Origin of the sequence: Haemophilus sp. HN_Hi16 (assembly GCF_049823435.1) — a bacterium.
GTDB lineage: Bacteria > Pseudomonadota > Gammaproteobacteria > Enterobacterales > Pasteurellaceae > Haemophilus > Haemophilus influenzae_D.
This window is the reverse complement of the sequence record NZ_CP187500.1, coordinates 759,129-778,275: the sequence shown is the minus strand read 5'-3', so window position 1 is coordinate 778,275 and position 19,147 is coordinate 759,129. Positions and strand designations below refer to the sequence as shown.

Sequence of the window (19,147 nt, the reverse complement as noted above, 5' to 3'; positions counted from 1 at the left end):
AGATAGGTGAAAAATATGGGACAACAACATATTGAAGTTGTGGGCAAATTAGGCTCAACCTACGGTATTCGTGGGTGGTTACGTATTTATTCATCAACAGAACAAGCGGAAAGCATTTTTAATTATCAACCTTGGTTTTTAAAAATTAAAGGCGAATGGCAACCCATCGAATTAGAAAACTGGCGTTATCATAATCACGAAATCATCGTTAAATTAAAAGGCGTTGATGATCGTGAAGCCGCACAAATTTTAGCGAATATTGAAATTGGTGTGGATTTATCTGTATTCCCAAAACTGGAAGAGGGCGATTATTACTGGCACGATTTAATCGGTTGTTCAGTCATAAACTTAGAAGGTTATACAATGGGAACGGTAACAGAGATGATGGAAACCGGTTCTAATGATGTGTTAGTGGTTAAAGCCAATACCAAAGATGCTTTTGGAAAACAAGAGCGGTTAATTCCGTTCTTGTATGAACAAGTAGTTAAAAGAGTCGATCTCACCACGAAAACAATTGAAGTGGATTGGGACGCTGGTTTCTAATCTCAAGTATGCACAAACGTAATGTAGTAGGCTTTTTATGTGGATAGGGGTGATTTCATTATTCCCCGGAATGTTTAAAGCGATTACGGAATTTGGGGTTACAGGCAGAGCCGTAAAACATAATCTTCTGCAAGTAGAATGTTGGAATCCTAGAGATTTTACATTCGACAAGCATAAAACCGTGGATGACCGTCCTTATGGTGGTGGTCCGGGAATGCTGATGATGGTGCAACCTTTACGGGATGCGATTCATGCTGCGAAAGCAGCGGCAGGAGAAAGCGCAAAGGTGATTTACCTTTCGCCACAAGGACGTAAACTCGATCAAGGCGGCGTAACCGAGCTTGCTCAAAATCAGAAATTGATTTTGGTATGTGGACGTTACGAAGGTATTGATGAGCGATTGATTCAAACTGAAATCGATGAAGAATGGTCAATTGGCGATTACGTTCTAACCGGTGGGGAATTGCCGGCAATGACATTAATTGATGCTGTTGCACGTTTTATTCCCGGTGTATTAGGCAAGCAAGCCTCCGCAGAAGAAGATTCTTTTGCAGATGGTTTATTAGATTGCCCACATTACACTAGACCAGAAGTGTTAGAAGGATTAACTGTACCGTCCGTGCTGATGTCGGGACATCACGAAGAAATTCGGAAATGGCGATTAAAACAATCGCTACAAAGAACGTGGCTCCGACGCCCTGAGCTCTTAGAAAGCCTAGCTCTGACTGACGAACAACGTAAACTGTTAAAAAAGGTGCAAGCCGAGCATAGCAGTTAGTTTCAGTTACATCTAGGATCAATAAAGGATCAAACAATGTCTAACATTATCAAACAACTTGAACAAGAACAATTAAAACAAAATGTACCTAGCTTCCGCCCAGGTGATACTTTAGAAGTTAAAGTATGGGTAGTTGAAGGTAGCAAACGTCGTTTGCAAGCATTCGAAGGCGTGGTTATTGCAATTCGTAACCGTGGCTTGCACTCAGCATTTACTTTGCGTAAAGTATCTAACGGCGTAGGCGTTGAGCGTGTATTCCAAACTCACTCTCCAGCTGTAGACTCTATCGCAGTTAAACGTAAAGGTGCGGTACGTAAAGCTAAACTTTACTACTTACGTGAACGTTCAGGTAAATCAGCTCGTATTAAAGAGCGTTTGGGTGCATAATTCATTATATTTAATGATAATCTAAAAAACCTTGGGATGTCCCAAGGTTTTTTTAGTATCCTAACGTTCTGTCTTCTAAAGGTATCACCTATATATCATGAACTCCATTAATATTCCGTATACTATCATCTTATAAATTCAAAAATAATTAGCAAATATTCCAAATACTCATAAATATGTAATTATTATACTCCCTCAATCCTTATTTTTCGTGCTTAAATCATAAAAATCGATCTTTCAATTGACATCAATATCTAGGACATTACTCTAAAAAATATATCAAAGTAACTAAATTATTAGTTCACTTTACGATTAAAACAATAGTAAGAAGCAATTTCAATAAATTAGATATTCCTCGTATAAAACAGTATAATTCCATCAATAGATCATAAACCAACAGGAGTATTTTATGAAATTATATGGTTTAATTGGTGCGTGCTCATTTGTTCCACATGTGGCATTAGAGTGGGTAAAAATACGTGAAAATGCGGATTATGAATTTGAAGCTGTCACGCGTGAGTTAATTAAATCACCTGAATTTTTATCATTGAATCCACGCGGGGCAGTACCCGTATTAGTTGATGGCGATTTAGTTCTATCGCAAAATCAAGCAATTTTGCACTATTTAGATGAACTTTATCCGAATTCAAAATTATTCGGTAGCAAAACGGTACGTGATAAAGCCAAAGCCGCTCGCTGGTTAGCATTTTTTAATGCGGATATTCATAAATCTTTTGTGCCTCTATTCCGTTTACCAAACTATGCGAAAGATAACGAAACACTCTCACACACTATTCGCCAGCTATCAGTAGAGCAAATTTTAGATCAACTTGCAGTCGCAAATGAACATTTAGAAAGCCATATCTATTTTGGCGAATCGATTTCAGTTGCCGATGCGTATCTTTACATTATGCTAAATTGGTGTCGAGCAGTAGGCATAGATTTCAGCCACTTAACTCAACTTTCAGCTTTTATACAACGCATTGAGGCTGATCAAGCTATCGAAAATGTGAGAAAAATTGAAGAACTAAAAGTATAAACAATAATGCCCCGTATCTTTGATCTTCCATAAGAAGTTAGACTTATTTAATTCAAGGACTGAGTTCTATCATTCACATAGCTCAGTCCTTTTAGTATCCCCTGAATGAGCTCATGGCGTAATAATGAATATACTTATGGAGCGTTTTTTCATTTCTTCAAACGTCTCAAATAGTTCACCGTAATACATCATCCAAAGATGCCTTTCATCTTTTTTAGAATGACATTCTTTGCTTCCAGCTCCAAAATCCAATATTTCAAACGTTCATCTTCAGTGGTTCGGTTTGGATGGCAATTTTAAGGTATTTAGGTTCCATGCTTAAGAAACCTCCATGTTTGGGTATTAAGCCATTTATGCTTTTTTCAAAGACTTGTAACCATCGGATAATAACAAGCTGATCAGCAATACCAAAGTATAAACAGGAAGTTTCTACAAAAAATTGCCCATTTTTAACCGTTTGTATCACGTTAAGTTTAAATTTAAGTGAGTAATTTCGCTTCTTACCCAGCACAGCTAACCCATTGATTCTACTATGATTAAACTGGTTAATCTAATCTCGCAATGTTCTGCTGTCAAGTTGAAAATGTTTACGGATGAGTGAATGATTTTTACCATTTTGAATATAAAATTCGATGACTTGTTGTTTGAAAAGAGTGTTGTATTTGGCTATAAAAAATCTGCATCTTAGTTAGTTGCTGATTTAGTCTAATTTTTTGGGTGCAGATCAAATATGGGTCATTTTACCATTTATATGGTATTTTTATCTGTAAACTCACTATTTTTCTAGAAATTCATTTTTAAATACATCTTTTACAACTAAATCCATTGTTCATAGATTATGACATTTATCTTTTTTATCCGTCATCTTACAATTAATTTATATAAGTAAAAATATCTTGTTTTTTATCATCGTTAAATTTAGAATAGATATAAATAATTATCATTAAGATTTAAGGGGGTATATGAATATTATAATTAATAAACGTATCTTTTTATTAGTCACCTTTGTAGGTATTCAACTCAATGTAACCGCAAAGCAAAATTCTTCTAATTCTAATAGAGAGGAGTTATTACCTATCATTGTGAACACTGACGAGGATAGTAATAAACTACCTGGTCGTTCAGTATTAAAACAGAAAAATATCGAACAACAACAAGCTGACAATGCAGCGAATTTAATTAATATTTTGCCAGGTGTGAATATGGCAGGTGGGTTTCGCCCTGGCGGACAAACATTAAATATTAATGGAATGGGTGACGCTGAAGATGTTAGAGTTCAGTTAGATGGAGCGACAAAAAGTTTTGAAAAATACCAACAGGGTTCTATTTTTATTGAACCCGAATTGTTAAGAAAAGTAACTGTGGATAAAGGAAATTATTCTCCTCAATATGGTAATGGTGGTTTTGCTGGAACTGTAAAATTTGAAACTAGGGATGCTAGGGATTTCTTGAAAGAAAACCAGAAAATAGGTGGTTTGTTAAAGTATGGAAATAATAGCAATAATAACCAAAAAACTTATAGCACTGCACTAGTTTTACAAAATGAACAAAAAAATATTGATTTATTATTATTTGGTTCTGTAAGAAATGCTGGCGATTATAAAAGACCAGACAATAGCAAAATTCTTTTTTCAAAAAATAATCAAAAAACTGGATTAATAAAAGTAAATTGGCAAATTACTCCTGAACATTTATTAACTTTATCCAGTGTTTATGGCATTCATAAAGGGTGGGAACCTTGGGCAGCAAAAAGAGATGTGACATCAAGACCAACAGAAACAGAAATAAAACGCTATGGGATTGATGTTGCGTGGAAACGTAAACTTGTTTATCGAGATCAAAAAGATGAAAGTTATTCATTGAAATATCGCTATTTACCTGAAAATAATAAGTGGATTAATTTATCTGTTCAGCTGAGTTATAGTAAAACAGAACAGAATGATACTCGCCATGAGAAAGTCACTTCTTCATTCCTAGGTACATTAGGAAATAAAAGTTGGATAACTTATTCAGATCTTACTTTTGATATAAGTAACACAAGTACTCTAAATATTGGGCGTGCTGAGCATGAACTACTATTTGGTTTGCAATGGTTAAAAAACACAAGAAATACTTTAATGTATCACAAGGGGAAGATGAATGATAAAACCTATAATTATGGCTATTTCCAACCCTATTATATGCCATCTGGACGTCAATATACACAGGCGTTTTATTTACAAGATCAAATAAAATGGAAAAATATAATTTTTAGCACAGGAGCGCGTTATGACCATATCAATAATATAGGACAGAAAAATTTAGCACCACAATATAATGATATATCTGCAGGGCATAATTATTCTCAGAAAAATTATAATGGCTGGTCTTATTATTTAGGTCTTAAGTATGATGTAAACCATTATTTAAGTTTATTTACAAATTTTAGTAGAACTTGGCGTGCACCTGTTATTGATGAACAATATGAGACACAATATAGTAAAGCTTCTGTACCTGCGACTTCTTTGAATTTAGAAAAAGAAATGATTAGTCAGACCAGAGGAGGAGGGATTGTTACGCTTAATAATTTATTTCAAGAGGATGATACCTTTCAATTTAGAGCTACTTATTTTTACCACCGTGGTAAAAATGAAATATTTAAAACCAGAGGAGTTAATTGTGTAGGCAATGCTTTAGATGTTGATAATAAGATTTGTCCTAAAATTATTAGTAATTACCGTAATTTACCTGGTTATGTTATTCAAGGAGCGGAATTAGAAGCTTATTATCAATCCACTTATTTATTTGGTGAGCTAACATATTCTTATGTAAAAGGAAAACGTGACACCTCACCAAGAAACCCATGGGGTAAAACCTCAACATGGATTGCAGAAATTCCCCCTAGAAAGGCAACTGCTACTTTAGGTTTCAATGTTCCAAAATATTATCTCACAGTAGGTTGGCGTGCTGAGTTTGTAAGAAGACAAGATCGATCGCCATCGTCTGGAGACCCCAAAGCATCATATTATTTGTCATTACCAGCTTCAAGAGGATACAGCCTACATAACCTATTCCTTTCTTGGACTCCTGAAAAAATTAAAGGTATGAATATTAAGATTACGGTGGATAATTTATTTAACCGAGCATATAACCCTTATCTAGGCGAATTGGCTTCTGGAACAGGTAGGAATATCAAATTTAGCCTATCTCAGAAATTTTAGAATAAATAGCCCGATTGAATCTAATCGGGCTTTATCATAACTATAATTAGGCAAAACCTAACTATAATGTCCATTATACAAGATTAATCATAAATATACTTTTTTGAAAAAAATTTACAGAAAATTTATCTTAATATAAGAGATATATTAAGATAAATACATCATTAAAGAATGTAGAGATAATAGGTATAATCCCCTATACTAATTTTAGTATTCTTTGAAGAGCAAATTTAAATAATAAATCCAAAATAAATACAATATCTGAAATTATAGATAAGTATTAAAATTATATTTTATCTTTACCCTATTACTATTCATAATAGAAACTAAACTCACCTAAAAATTTAAATATAATTTAATGTCTAGTCTAACAACAAAGCCAACGCATATTTCTTCTTGTTTTCCTTTCTTTCCGATTAATATCATTAGTTTTCACAAATATTACTATTCAAAACGATACCCTCTCTCCTTACTAATTTTTCTACCATAAGAATATCATTAGAATAAACTATTAAGAATAAAGTTAAAGTAACAGTATTATGTAACAAGTTATCAATAATTCGATATAACTTTTCATATAAAAGCAATGTACCTTCATAACATAATTACAATGTATCCTGTTATAAATTTATAGCAATGTCCTAAATAGTAAAGAGTACGAACAAAATACATATAGGCTATTAATTACTTTAAAAGTATTAGAATATATTTATAGATTTAGGAATAATTACATTTATCTATTAAAGTATGGTTAATCTAGAGAAATTTTTTACAGCAATACAACAACCTTACAAAGAATTCAAATATTCTGATTTTTAGGAAAAAACAAAAAACCCAGTTTTTCAACTGGGGTTCTATATTTATTCTTTATCTAATTTGTTTAATTTTAATTCTGTTTTTACTTAATTTAATTTTATCTGTCTTAGATAAATTTAAATTTAGATTTTTTATTTGATAACCCGGCGGTGCCCTACTCTCACATGGGGAAACCCCACACTACCATCGGCATTACAGCGTTTCACTTCTGAGTTCGGTATGGTCTCAGGTGGTTCCACCGCACTATCGCCGCCGGGATAATTCTTTGATAACTTCTCTCTTTGTTTCTTCTCTTTTACGACTTCACTTTTTTCGTCTCTCTTCTTATCGGCAACAAGCTGAATAGTTAGTTTAGTTTAGTTAATTTCTCTTCTCTTTCGCTCTTTTCCCAAAAACACTTGAGCGTTGTATAGTTAAGCCTCTCGGGCAATTAGTATCTGTTAGCTCAATGACTCACATCACTTACACACCAGACCTATCTACGTCTTCGTCTTAAACAACCCTTACTGTCTTAAAGACAGGGAGAACTCATCTCTTGGCAAGTTTCGTGCTTAGATGCTTTCAGCACTTATCTCTTCCGCACTTAGCTACCCGGCAATGCGTCTGGCGACACAACCGGAACACCAGTGGTGCGTCCACTCCGGTCCTCTCGTACTAGGAGCAGCCCCAACCAATTCTCCTACGCCCACGGCAGATAGGGACCGAACTGTCTCACGACGTTCTAAACCCAGCTCGCGTACCACTTTAAATGGCGAACAGCCATACCCTTGGGACCTACTTCAGCCCCAGGATGTGATGAGCCGACATCGAGGTGCCAAACACCGCCGTCGATATGAACTCTTGGGCGGTATCAGCCTGTTATCCCCGGAGTACCTTTTATCCGTTGAGCGATGGCCCTTCCATTCAGAACCACCGGATCACTATGACCTACTTTCGTACCTGCTCGACTTGTCTGTCTCGCAGTTAAGCTTGCTTATACCATTGCACTAACCTCACGATGTCCGACCGTGATTAGCAAACCTTCGTGCTCCTCCGTTACGCTTTGGGAGGAGACCGCCCCAGTCAAACTACCCACCAGACACTGTCCGAGACCGCGTTCCGCAATCTTCGTTAGAACATCAAACGTTAAAGGGTGGTATTTCAAGGTCGCCTCCACAATGACTGGCGTCACTGCTTCAAAGGCTCCCACCTATCCTACACATCAAAATTCAATGTTCAGTGTCAAGCTATAGTAAAGGTTCACGGGGTCTTTCCGTCTAGCCGCGGGTACACCGCATCTTCACGGCGATTTCAATTTCACTGAGTCTCGGGTGGAGACAGCCTGGCCATCATTATGCCATTCGTGCAGGTCGGAACTTACCCGACAAGGAATTTCGCTACCTTAGGACCGTTATAGTTACGGCCGCCGTTTACTGGGGCTTCGATCAGGTGCTTCTCTTTCGATTACACCATCAATTAACCTTCCAGCACCGGGCAGGCATCACACCCTATACCTCCACTTTCGTGTTTGCAGAGTGCTGTGTTTTTAATAAACAGTTGCAGCCAGCTGGTATCTTCGACCGGTTCAACCTTCGAGAGTAAATCTCTACAATCTACGCCGGCGCACCTTCTCCCGAAGTTACGGTGCTATTTTGCCTAGTTCCTTCACCCGAGTTCTCTCAAGCGCCTGAGTATTCTCTACCTGACCACCTGTGTCGGTTTTCAGTACGGTTTAGTAAAGCCTGTCGCTTAGTGGCTTTTCCTGGAAGTGTGGTATCAGTTACTTCAGCTCCTTAGAGCCTCGTCATCATCTCTCAGTGTTTAATAGAAGTCCGGATTTGCCTAAACTTCCCACCTACCAACTTAAACGCACATATCCAACAGTGCGATAACCTAACCTACTCCGTCCCCACATCGCAGCTTTACCAAGTACAGGAATATTAACCTGTTTCCCATCGACTACGCTTTTCAGCCTCGCCTTAGGGGCCGACTCACCCTGCCCCGATTAACGTTGGACAGGAACCCTTGGTCTTCCGGCGAACGGGTTTTTCACCCGTTTTATCGTTACTTATGTCAGCATTCGCACTTCTGATACGTCCAGCTAACCTCTCGATTAACCTTCATCCGCTTACAGAACGCTCCCCTACCCAACAGACTTTCGTCTGATGCCGCAGCTTCGGTGCTATATTTCAGCCCCGTTACATCTTCCGCGCAGGCCGACTCGACTAGTGAGCTATTACGCTTTCTTTAAATGATGGCTGCTTCTAAGCCAACATCCTAGCTGTCTAAGCCTTCCCACTTCGTTTCCCACTTAATATAGACTTGGGGACCTTAGCTGGCGGTCTGGGTTGTTTCCCTCTCCACGACGGACGTTAGCACCCGCCGTGTGTCTCCTGAGTATCACTCTTTGGTATTCGTAGTTTGCATCGGGTTGGTAATCCGGGATGGACCCCTAGCCGAAACAGTGCTCTACCCCCAAAGGTGTCACCTCAAGGCTCTACCTAAATAGATTTCGGGGAGAACCAGCTATCTCCCGGTTTGATTGGCCTTTCACCCCCAGCCACAAGTCATCCGCTAATTTTTCAACATTAGTCGGTTCGGTCCTCCAGTTAGTGTTACCCAACCTTCAACCTGCCCATGGCTAGATCACCGGGTTTCGGGTCTATACCTTGCAACTATTCGCCCAGTTAAGACTCGGTTTCCCTTCGGCTCCCCTATTCGGTTAACCTCGCTACAAAATATAAGTCGCTGACCCATTATACAAAAGGTACGCAGTCACCCTTTCAGGCTCCCACTGCTTGTACGTACAAGGTTTCAGGTTCTATTTCACTCCCCTCACCGGGGTTCTTTTCGCCTTTCCTTCACAGTACTGGTTCACTATCGGTCAATCAGGAGTATTTAGCCTTGGAGGATGGTCCCCCTTCTTCAAACAGGATATCACGTGTCCCGCCCTACTTCTCGTTAGCTTAGTACCACAATATGGTTTTTAGATACGGGATTATCACCCTCTTTGATTGTGTTTCCCAACACATTCTCCTAACTATACTGCTATCACTTACTGGCTCTTTCGCTTTCGCTCGCCGCTACTGACGAAATCTCGGTTGATTTCTTTTCCTCGGGGTACTTAGATGTTTCAGTTCTCCCGGTTTGCCTCAACAAGCTATGAATTCACTTGTTAATAGTAGATTCTTCATCTACTGGGTTTCCCCATTCGGATATCTTGGATTAAACGCCTCTTATCGACTCATCCAAGCTTTTCGCAGATTAGCACGTCCTTCTTCGCCTCTGATTGCCAAGGCATCCACCTTGTACGCTTAGTCACTTAACTATACAACCTCAAATGTTTTCAATCACTTTAAGTTTTCACTTCAAAGTGCGGTCAATTTGATGCGTATCTTCATTCAACTAAACACTTGATTGCTTTTGTTCAATCAAGATTTTATGCAAAACAGGTTTTGTTTTTAGAGTTTCCTTTTCAGTTCTCTCTTTCACTTTCCTATCTTGCCTACTCAGACTTTCTCTCGAAAATCTCTTGTTTTCAGCTTGTTTCCAATTTTTTAAAGAACAGTTGATAAAACTTTTCAGTTATCATCGTTAAATAAACTAAAAAAAATTAAAATTAAAATTAAAATTAAATTTAAAATTAAACTTAAAACTAAGAATAAAATAACCTAATATTTAAAATAGTTTAATCACTACCTTAATACATTATTAATTTATCTTTTTCTAATTTACTTAACGATGATAAGTGGTGGAGATAAGCGGGATCGAACCGCTGACCTCCTGCGTGCAAGGCAGGCGCTCTCCCAGCTGAGCTATATCCCCATTTCATCATAATTTAATAACTAATTATTTACCTTTTAGTTATTATTTATTTACACTACACCTTTCGCTTCACTCACTCTCAGAGTGGTGGGTCTGAGTGGACTTGAACCACCGACCTCACCCTTATCAGGGGTGCGCTCTAACCACCTGAGCTACAGACCCAAGGGTAATGTTTTCTCCTGCTCATTTGTCTACAATTATCAGCCAATCTGTGTGAGCACTCGCTGTCTCTCGTCTTTGGTAAGGAGGTGATCCAACCGCAGGTTCCCCTACGGTTACCTTGTTACGACTTCACCCCAGTCATGAATCATACCGTGGTAAACGCCCTCCTAAAGGTTAAGCTATCTACTTCTGGTACAACCCACTCCCATGGTGTGACGGGCGGTGTGTACAAGGCCCGGGAACGTATTCACCGCGACATTCTGATTCGCGATTACTAGCGATTCCGACTTCATGGAGTCGAGTTGCAGACTCCAATCCGGACTTAGACGTACTTTATGAGATTCGCTCCACCTCGCAGCTTCGCTTCCCTCTGTATACGCCATTGTAGCACGTGTGTAGCCCTACTCGTAAGGGCCATGATGACTTGACGTCATCCCCACCTTCCTCCAGTTTATCACTGGCAGTCTCCTTTGAGTTCCCGACCGTATCGCTGGCAACAAAGGATAAGGGTTGCGCTCGTTGCGGGACTTAACCCAACATTTCACAACACGAGCTGACGACAGCCATGCAGCACCTGTCTCAACGTTCCCGAAGGCACTCCAATATCTCTATCGGATTCGTTGGATGTCAAGAGTAGGTAAGGTTCTTCGCGTTGCATCGAATTAAACCACATGCTCCACCGCTTGTGCGGGCCCCCGTCAATTCATTTGAGTTTTAACCTTGCGGCCGTACTCCCCAGGCGGTCGATTTATCACGTTAGCTACGGGCGCCAGAGTTAAACCCCAACCCCCAAATCGACAGCGTTTACAGCGTGGACTACCAGGGTATCTAATCCTGTTTGCTCCCCACGCTTTCGCACATGAGCGTCAGTACATTCCCAAGGGGCTGCCTTCGCCTTCGGTATTCCTCCACATCTCTACGCATTTCACCGCTACACGTGGAATTCTACCCCTCCCTAAAGTACTCTAGTTACCCAGTCTGAAATGCTATTCCCAGGTTAAGCCCGGGGCTTTCACACCTCACTTAAATAACCGCCTGCGTGCCCTTTACGCCCAGTTATTCCGATTAACGCTCGCACCCTCCGTATTACCGCGGCTGCTGGCACGGAGTTAGCCGGTGCTTCTTCTGTATTTAACGTCAATTTGATGTACTATTAACACATCAACCTTCCTCAATACCGAAAGAACTTTACAACCCGAAGGCCTTCTTCATTCACGCGGCATGGCTGCGTCAGGGTTCCCCCATTGCGCAATATTCCCCACTGCTGCCTCCCGTAGGAGTCTGGACCGTGTCTCAGTTCCAGTGTGGCTGGTCATCCTCTCAGACCAGCTAGAGATCGCAGGCTTGGTAGGCCTTTACCCCACCAACTACCTAATCCCACTTGGGCTCATCCTATGGCATGCGGCCTTACAGTCCCGCACTTTCATCTTCCGATTCTACGCGGTATTAGCGACAGTTTCCCGTCGTTATCCCCCTCCATAAGCCAGATTCCCAAGCATTACTCACCCGTCCGCCACTCGTCAGCAAGAAAGCAAGCTTCCTCCTGCTACCGTTCGACTTGCATGTGTTAAGCCTGCCGCCAGCGTTCAATCTGAGCCATGATCAAACTCTTCAATTCAAGTTCAATCGCTCAATATACTGCTTAGCTATAAATAAACACTACTTAAAAAAGTAATTATGAATTTTCAGTTAAGCACCTATTAAGACTTCAAAATTAAAAAATATTTTTAAAACAAGTCAATCAACAAGTGCCCACACAGATTGTCTGATATATTGTTAAAGAGCAAAATAAAGTGGTCGGCGAGATAGGATTTGAACCTACGACCCACTGGTCCCAAACCAGTTGCGCTACCAAGCTGCGCTACTCGCCGTCAGATCTTATATAGATAAGATGGGGTGGCTAATGGGATTCGAACCCACGACAACTGGAATCACAATCCAGGGCTCTACCAACTGAGCTATAGCCACCATTAGGAGCTGTTATTGCACTGACCTGGCGCGCTCGACAAGATTCGAACTTGCGACCTTTGGCTCCGGAGGCCAACGCTCTATCCAACTGAGCTACGAACGCGTTACTGCGTCGTTGCGGAGGCGTATATTAATGATTTAATAAAATCTTGTCTAGCACTTTTTGAAAAAAAATGTTTGAGCGATAGTTTTTTATTCAGTTTGTTTAAAATTCACTATTTTTTCGACTATTTTTACAACTTAGCAAATCATTATATATGTTGAATCATCCAACAATTATGAATTTGTTTATTACGTTCAAAATCTAGAGGCAATGTTTTATGCGAAATTTCTACCGCACTTAAACCTAATTCTTCCAACGCAACTAAATTCATTTTGAATCCACGTTTATTATTCGAGAAAACAATTGTGCCATTATTCGACAAAACTCGTTTTAGGTTGCTCATCAATTTCACATGATCTCGTTGAACATCCCAACTCTCTTCCATACGTTTAGAATTCGAAAACGTCGGTGGATCCACAAATATCAAATCAAATTGACGATCACATTTTTCTAACCATTGAAGGCAATCTGCTTGAATTAATTTATGTTGTTTACCTTCAATATCATTCAAAATAAGATTTTGCTCCGCCCAATTAAGATAAGTATTAGACATATCAACGGTCGTTGTCGATTTAGCACCACCAAGTGCCGCATGAACAGTTGCAGAACCAGTATAAGCAAATAAGTTCAAGAAATCTTTACCTTTTGCCAACGCTCCAATCATTTTTCTTGTTAAACGGTGATCTAAAAATAAGCCCGTGTCTAAATAATCTGTCAAATTTACCCAAAGCTGCGCGCCATATTCATTCACATAAAAGTATTCGCCTTTATTGGCTAATTTCTCATATTGGTTAGTACCTTTTTGTTTCTGACGAACTTTGAGGATCAACTTATTCGTTTCTACACCTGTAACGTGCAAAGTTGCAGTAACCGCATCTAACAAACGCTGACGCGCTTTATTTTCATCAATATTTTTCGGTGCTGCATATTCTTGCACAACAATGTAATCTGCATAACGATCAACGGCTAAATTATATTCTGGCAAATCGGCATCATATAAACGATAAGCGTCTAATCCTTGTTGCTTTGCCCATTTACTAATTTTCTTAATATTTTTTTGTAATCGATTAGCAAAATCAGTTGCCACCTCCGAAGTGCGGTTAAATTCTAGTTCATTTTCAGCGGTAATTTCGTCAGATTTTCGTTCTGAAACTTGATAATTCTTCTGCACACAATCTAATGGGCCATTTTTGGCTTTAAACTGTCGGCTGGCACGCATTCTCAAACAATCAAGTAATGTGGATTCGCTACTAAAAACAGAAACATTCCAACCACAAAATTCTTTTTTAAGTCTTTGCCCAAATACAGAATAGAGCGCGATCAATGCTGGGGTTGTGCCTAAGCGTTCCCCATAAGGTGGATTACAGATAACCGTACCGACTTCATTTAAACGAGGATTTTTCAACGCTGCAACATCACCTTGCTGCCATTTAATTAAATGTGAAACACCTGCATTTTGTGCATTTTTCTGCGCCTTTTTTAATACGCGGTGATCGAGGTCAAATCCATAAAAGTGCGGTTGAATTTCACGTTGTTTTTCTTCTGCTAATTCAATCGCTTCATTTTTTACTTTTTCCCAAGCCGATTGATTATGCGCTTTCCAAAAATCAAATCCCCAATGTAAACGATAAAGTTGCGGTGCAATTTTGGCTTCCATTTGTGCCGCCTCAATTAAAAGCGTACCTGAACCACACATTGGATCCACTAATGGAGAACCCACTTGCCAACCTGAACGCATAACAATTGCCGCAGCTAGAGTTTCACGTAAAGGCGCTTGACCTGCATCTTCACGATAGCCTCGCAAATGTAATGCTTCTCCACTTAAATCTAAAGAAATCACTAAATTTTCACGGTTTAAATAAGCATGGATACGCACGTCCGGCTGAATTTTATCTACATCGGGACGAGTTTTACCTTGACGTTCAAAGTAATCGACAATTCCATCTTTAACACGCATCGCACCAAATTGAGTATGACGAATTTCTTGGTTGGTTCCATTAAAATCGACAAAGAATGTAACTCGTTCATCAAATAGCCCTAACCAATTAAAGCCTGAAACAGCCGCATAAAGATCCAAATCACTGTAAATTTTGGTTTCAATCAAAGGAAATAAAATGCGTGAAGCAAGGCGTGACCAAAGCAAAGTGCGGTATAAAGTTTCGTCATCAGCTTGATAATGAATGCCACCTTGAACCACTTTTGCCTCTTGCGCACCAAGTTCAGTGAGTTCAACTTTTAATAATTCTTCAAAGCCACGAGAAGTCGTTGCAAATAATTGTTTCATTTAGGTACCGATTTTGAAAATTTTGAGGGATTATAGCATAGAAAAAGATGATCTAATTGAGATCATCATAGCGAGTTAAACTGTAAAAAGAAAAGCCCCGATTTTCTAAATCAGGGCTTCAAAATTTGTTGGTTGCGGGGGCCGGATTTGAACCGACGGCCTTCGGGTTATGAGCCCGACGAGCTACCAAGCTGCTCCACCCCGCGTCTGATGAGGCGTACTATACTCGCTTAAAATTTAATTGCAAGAATTAAACAAAACTTTATCAATTGTTTGTTAATAAAATGTTCAATGTGTAGTTTTATTAAGCAATTTCACTAAATAACACTGGTTGTTTTCTGTAAATTTTGATAGCGTATGCGACCTTATTTCTGCTTACTTTAGGATTGAAAATGTCGGTGTGTAAACCATTTTGGTTCAAAACTTTTTCTATCTCAATTATTACCGCACTTTTGGTGTCTTGTACCTCTAACATAAAAAACATTCAGATTCCCACCACCTTAAATGGTAGTGATCCTCAACAATTCGGTGCAAAATATACCAATCGAACTTATCAGCAAGCAGCGCTTGTGCCTGTATCCAACATAGAAAACCAAAGTGCGGTAATAAATCAAGGCGATTTTTTAACACAGCTTTCCAATATAAAAAATTATTCGAGTAAACTTTCCGCCAATTTTTACGACAATTATGAAAAGATTACAAATTGGGTTCTTTCTGGGGCAAATATTAATGAACTCACTCAATTTAATATCCATCCGCAAATTATGCGTGGATTTGATGGGTATCAAAATGTACTGATGACAGGCTATTATTCGCCTATACTTTATGCTCGTCATACCCCACAAGGTCAATTTAAAAATCCAATTTATCGTATGCCTGTGAAAAAACGTCTAAGTCGAGTGCAAATTTACGCGGGAGCATTAGTGGGGAAAGGACTAGAGTTAGCATATAGCGATTCCATGTTGGAAAACTTTTTACTTGGGGTACAAGGCAGTGGTTATGTAGATTTTGGCGATGGCAATCTTAACTATTTTGCTTACGCAGGACAAAATGGTTTCCCTTACACGGCTATCGGGCGTTTATTAGTGGAAGATGGCGAAATTCCAAAAGAAAAAATGTCTATTCAAGCAATTCGAGAGTGGGGCAATCGTAATCCATCGCGTGTACAAAGCTTGTTAGAGCGCAATGAAGCTTATGTCTTCTTTAAAAATGATCCAAGTGGCAAAGTGAAAGGCTCTGCGGGCGTTCCTCTTGTAGCAATGGCTTCAGTGGCATCAGATCGCAATGTTATCCCATCTGGCTCTGTACTTTTAGTCGAAGTACCAGATATTGATAATAATGGAAACTGGCTTGGCACACACAAATTACACTTAATGGTTGCACTTGATGTAGGCGGTGCAGTGAAAGGTCATCACTTTGACTTATATCGTGGTATCGGTGCTAGAGCAGGACATATTGCAGGGCTTTCAAAACACTACGGTAGAGTATGGGTATTACAATAATGTCTAGAATAGATAATTACGAACAACGTTTCGGCGGTATTGGACGACTTTATACACCCGATGGCTTAGCGCACTTACGCCAAGCCCATATTTGCATAATTGGCATTGGCGGCGTAGGTTCTTGGGTTGTTGAAGCCTTAGCACGATCTGGCATTGGCAAACTCACATTAATTGATATGGATGATATTTGCGTCACGAATATCAATCGCCAACTTCCTGCGATGAGCGGCACAATCGGCAAATTAAAAACTGAAGTGATGTCAGAGCGAGTAAAATTAATTAACCCAGAATGTACCGTCAATATTATTGATGATTTTATCTCGCCAGAAAATCAAGCAGATTACCTCAATCGAGGCTATGACTACGTAATTGATGCTATTGACAATGTGAAAACTAAAGCGTCGCTGATTGCTTATTGTAAACGTCACAAAATTAATGTGATTACTATTGGTGGTGCTGGTGGTCAAACTGATCCAACCCAAATTCAAATTGCCGATCTGAGTAAAACCATTCAAGATCCGCTCCTTGCTAAAGTGCGGTCAGTTTTACGCAAGGATTACAATTTTAGCCAAAATCCAAAACGCAAATTTAGTATCGATGCGGTATTTTCAACACAACCTTTAATATTTCCACAAATGACTGAAGGTTGTGCAATTTCAGCCACAATGAATTGCGCAAACGGGTTTGGTGCAGCCACAATGATAACTGCAACTTTTGGTTTTTTTGCTGTTTCTCGTGTAATAGATAAATTACTCAAGAAGAAATCTTAATCCTTTGAAAATGCACATTAACTATGAATGTGCATTTTTTATCGAATGAAATCCATTTACTTTAAAAATGAAAAATTTTCCCCCTTTTTTACTATAAAATCATTGCAATTTACAGAAAAGAGCGTAGGCTTTTGCCCTTTACTAATGATTATCAACAAGTAAGGAAACAGAAATATGAAAAAACTTTTAAAAATTAGTGCCATTTCTACCGCACTTTTAAGCGCACCAATGATGGCAAATGCTGATGTATTGGCATCAGTAAAACCTTTGGGCTTTATTGTTTCGTCTATTGCAGAGGGTGTAACTGGCACACAAATTCTTGTGCCTGCTGGAGCATCTCCGCATGACTACAATTTGAAATTATCTGATATTCAAAAAGTAAAATCTGCAGATTTAGTAGTATGGGTTGGTGAAGATGTTGATTCATTTTTAGACAAGCCAATTAGTCAAATTGAACGCAAAAAAGTGATTACCATTGCCGATCTTGCGGATGTTAAACCTTTATTAATTCAAGCTCACCACGAGCATTTCCATGAAGATGGCGATCATGATCATGACCATAAGCACGAACACAAACATGATCATAAACACGACCATGATCATAAGCACGACCATGATCATAAGCACGAACACGATCACGACCATAAACACGAACACGATCACGACCATAAACACGATCACGAACATCATGATCACGATCATCACGAGGGTTTAACAACAAACTGGCACGTTTGGTATTCTCCCGCTATCAGCAAAATTGTTGCACAAAAAGTAGCGGATAAATTAACTGCACAATTCCCAGACAAAAAAGATTTGATTGCAAAAAACCTTTCAGATTTTAACCGCACTTTGGCAGAACAAAGTGAAAAAATCACAGCACAACTGGCGAATGTAAAAGACAAAGGTTTCTACGTTTTCCACGATGCTTATGGTTATTTCAACGATGCTTATGGTTTAAAACAAACAGGTTACTTTACCATCAATCCATTAGTTGCTCCGGGTGCAAAAACTTTAGCACACATTAAAGAAGAAATTGATGAACATAAAGTAAATTGCTTATTCGCAGAGCCTCAATTTACACCAAAAGTGATCGAGTCTTTAGCGAAAAATACTAAAGTCAATGTAGGACAACTCGATCCAATTGGCGATAAAGTCACTTTAGGCAAAAATTCTTATGCAACATTCTTGCAATCTACCGCAGATAGTTACATGGAATGTTTAGCTAAATAAACCTTTCTAAAAACAATGACCGCACATAATAAAAGTGCGGTCATTTTCTTTTCTAAATTTGATATTTAGTTTTATCTCCAATATCAAAATGCAAAGGCATTCGCCATTTTTGTATCGCTAAAACTAAAAGTAATACGCCAGAAATAATAGAAAAAATTCGTAGTGCGATAAAATTATTTAATACCCACGAAAACCACAAGCAAGCCACAAATATCGGCTGTAAATTTAGCAAAGGTACGCGGAAACAAAAATATTCTTTAAAACACAAACCACCTAAAGTAAGTAACGCACCACCAAGAGCCAAAGCAGGATAATGATTAATATAAAAAAGTAATCCTATCCAAGTAGCAAATTGAAAAAGCAATCGGAAGGATTTGAGATAAATGTGTAACGAAGATGCACAGCAAGTTGCCGCAATTAATATAAATGTGAGTGATAAATCTGGATACCAACTCATGGCAAGAAGAGCCAACGCCGCTATCACAAAGCCAGTGCGATAAATAATGACAGTCAGATTATCTAAAAAATCCATCGGTGATTTAATATGTGGATCAGCCATTG

10 protein-coding genes, 6 tRNA genes, 3 rRNA genes and 1 pseudogene are annotated in these 19,147 nt (G+C 38.9%); 8 read left to right on the top strand and 12 right to left on the bottom strand.

What is annotated here, in order from left to right; translation table 11 throughout:
- The first annotated feature begins 15 nt into the window (after positions 1–15).
- The 4 genes from rimM (at position 16) to ACPT9C_RS03945 (ending at position 2,747) form a co-directional block, all read left to right on the top strand.
- Positions 16–543, top strand: coding sequence for a ribosome maturation factor RimM (gene rimM, locus ACPT9C_RS03960; RefSeq protein ID WP_050948959.1), 528 nt, complete (start codon positions 16–18; stop codon positions 541–543).
- Between the two features lie 37 nt (positions 544–580).
- Positions 581–1,321 (top strand): tRNA (guanosine(37)-N1)-methyltransferase TrmD, encoded by a 741-nt coding sequence (gene trmD / locus ACPT9C_RS03955; RefSeq protein WP_425627478.1) that lies wholly within the window; start codon positions 581–583, stop codon positions 1,319–1,321.
- A gap of 36 nt (positions 1,322–1,357) precedes the next feature.
- On the top strand, positions 1,358–1,708 hold the full coding sequence (rplS, locus tag ACPT9C_RS03950) for a 50S ribosomal protein L19 (RefSeq protein ID WP_005648735.1): 351 nt from the start codon (positions 1,358–1,360) through the stop codon (positions 1,706–1,708).
- A 409-nt stretch (positions 1,709–2,117) separates the two neighbouring features.
- The gene (locus tag ACPT9C_RS03945) at positions 2,118–2,747 is read left to right on the top strand and encodes a glutathione S-transferase family protein (protein ID WP_021035620.1); all 630 of its coding nucleotides are present in this window, start codon (positions 2,118–2,120) and stop codon (positions 2,745–2,747) included.
- Positions 2,748–2,953: 206 nt separating this feature from the next.
- Here ACPT9C_RS03945 and ACPT9C_RS03940 read toward each other — a convergent pair.
- Positions 2,954–3,417 (bottom strand): annotated as a pseudogene (locus ACPT9C_RS03940) (helix-turn-helix domain-containing protein); the annotation flags it as partial.
- A gap of 292 nt (positions 3,418–3,709) precedes the next feature.
- On the opposite strand from ACPT9C_RS03940, the gene ACPT9C_RS03935 reads away from it, so the two are divergent.
- On the top strand, positions 3,710–5,947 hold the full coding sequence (locus tag ACPT9C_RS03935; RefSeq protein WP_061832753.1) for a TonB-dependent hemoglobin/transferrin/lactoferrin family receptor: 2,238 nt from the start codon (positions 3,710–3,712) through the stop codon (positions 5,945–5,947).
- A 957-nt stretch (positions 5,948–6,904) separates the two neighbouring features.
- On the opposite strand, the gene rrf is transcribed toward ACPT9C_RS03935, so the two are convergent.
- The 10 genes from rrf to ACPT9C_RS03885 form a co-directional block, all read right to left on the bottom strand.
- Positions 6,905–7,020, bottom strand: a 5S ribosomal RNA gene (gene rrf / locus ACPT9C_RS03930).
- Positions 7,021–7,172: 152 nt separating this feature from the next.
- Positions 7,173–10,070, bottom strand: a 23S ribosomal RNA gene (locus tag ACPT9C_RS03925).
- A gap of 421 nt (positions 10,071–10,491) precedes the next feature.
- A tRNA-Ala gene (locus tag ACPT9C_RS03920) sits at positions 10,492–10,567 on the bottom strand.
- Positions 10,568–10,652: 85 nt separating this feature from the next.
- Positions 10,653–10,729: transfer RNA gene (locus ACPT9C_RS03915), tRNA-Ile, on the bottom strand.
- Between the two features lie 79 nt (positions 10,730–10,808).
- Positions 10,809–12,347 (bottom strand): 16S ribosomal RNA (locus ACPT9C_RS03910).
- Together the 16S, 23S and 5S rRNA genes with 5 tRNA genes alongside form the textbook arrangement of a ribosomal RNA operon.
- A gap of 176 nt (positions 12,348–12,523) precedes the next feature.
- Positions 12,524–12,600 (bottom strand) — tRNA-Pro (locus ACPT9C_RS03905).
- A 21-nt stretch (positions 12,601–12,621) separates the two neighbouring features.
- Positions 12,622–12,697: transfer RNA gene (locus ACPT9C_RS03900), tRNA-His, on the bottom strand.
- A gap of 26 nt (positions 12,698–12,723) precedes the next feature.
- A tRNA-Arg gene (locus ACPT9C_RS03895) sits at positions 12,724–12,800 on the bottom strand.
- A gap of 148 nt (positions 12,801–12,948) precedes the next feature.
- Positions 12,949–15,084: a bifunctional 23S rRNA (guanine(2069)-N(7))-methyltransferase RlmK/23S rRNA (guanine(2445)-N(2))-methyltransferase RlmL gene (rlmKL, locus tag ACPT9C_RS03890; protein WP_050949035.1), complete on the bottom strand. Its 2,136-nt coding sequence runs from the start codon at positions 15,082–15,084 to the stop codon at positions 12,949–12,951.
- 129 nt (positions 15,085–15,213) lie between these two features.
- Positions 15,214–15,290 (bottom strand) — tRNA-Met (locus ACPT9C_RS03885).
- Between the two features lie 186 nt (positions 15,291–15,476).
- Here ACPT9C_RS03885 and mltA point away from each other — a divergent pair.
- The 3 genes from mltA to znuA all read left to right on the top strand — a co-directional run bounded on the left by mltA (position 15,477) and on the right by znuA (position 18,586).
- Positions 15,477–16,586 (top strand): murein transglycosylase A, encoded by a 1,110-nt coding sequence (gene mltA, locus ACPT9C_RS03880; protein WP_050949034.1) that lies wholly within the window; start codon positions 15,477–15,479, stop codon positions 16,584–16,586.
- The gene (gene tcdA, locus ACPT9C_RS03875) at positions 16,586–17,356 is read left to right on the top strand and encodes a tRNA cyclic N6-threonylcarbamoyladenosine(37) synthase TcdA (protein ID WP_050949038.1); all 771 of its coding nucleotides are present in this window, start codon (positions 16,586–16,588) and stop codon (positions 17,354–17,356) included. Before mltA ends, tcdA begins: the two co-directional genes overlap by 1 nt.
- A 174-nt stretch (positions 17,357–17,530) precedes the next feature.
- Entirely contained in the window at positions 17,531–18,586 is a 1,056-nt protein-coding gene (gene znuA / locus ACPT9C_RS03870) for a zinc ABC transporter substrate-binding protein ZnuA (RefSeq protein WP_118879860.1), read from the top strand.
- Between the two features lie 52 nt (positions 18,587–18,638).
- Here znuA and ACPT9C_RS03865 read toward each other — a convergent pair whose 3' ends face one another.
- Positions 18,639–19,145, bottom strand: coding sequence for a DUF2301 domain-containing membrane protein (locus ACPT9C_RS03865; RefSeq protein ID WP_050949032.1), 507 nt, complete (start codon positions 19,143–19,145; stop codon positions 18,639–18,641).
- Between the last annotated feature and the right edge of the window lie 2 nt (positions 19,146–19,147).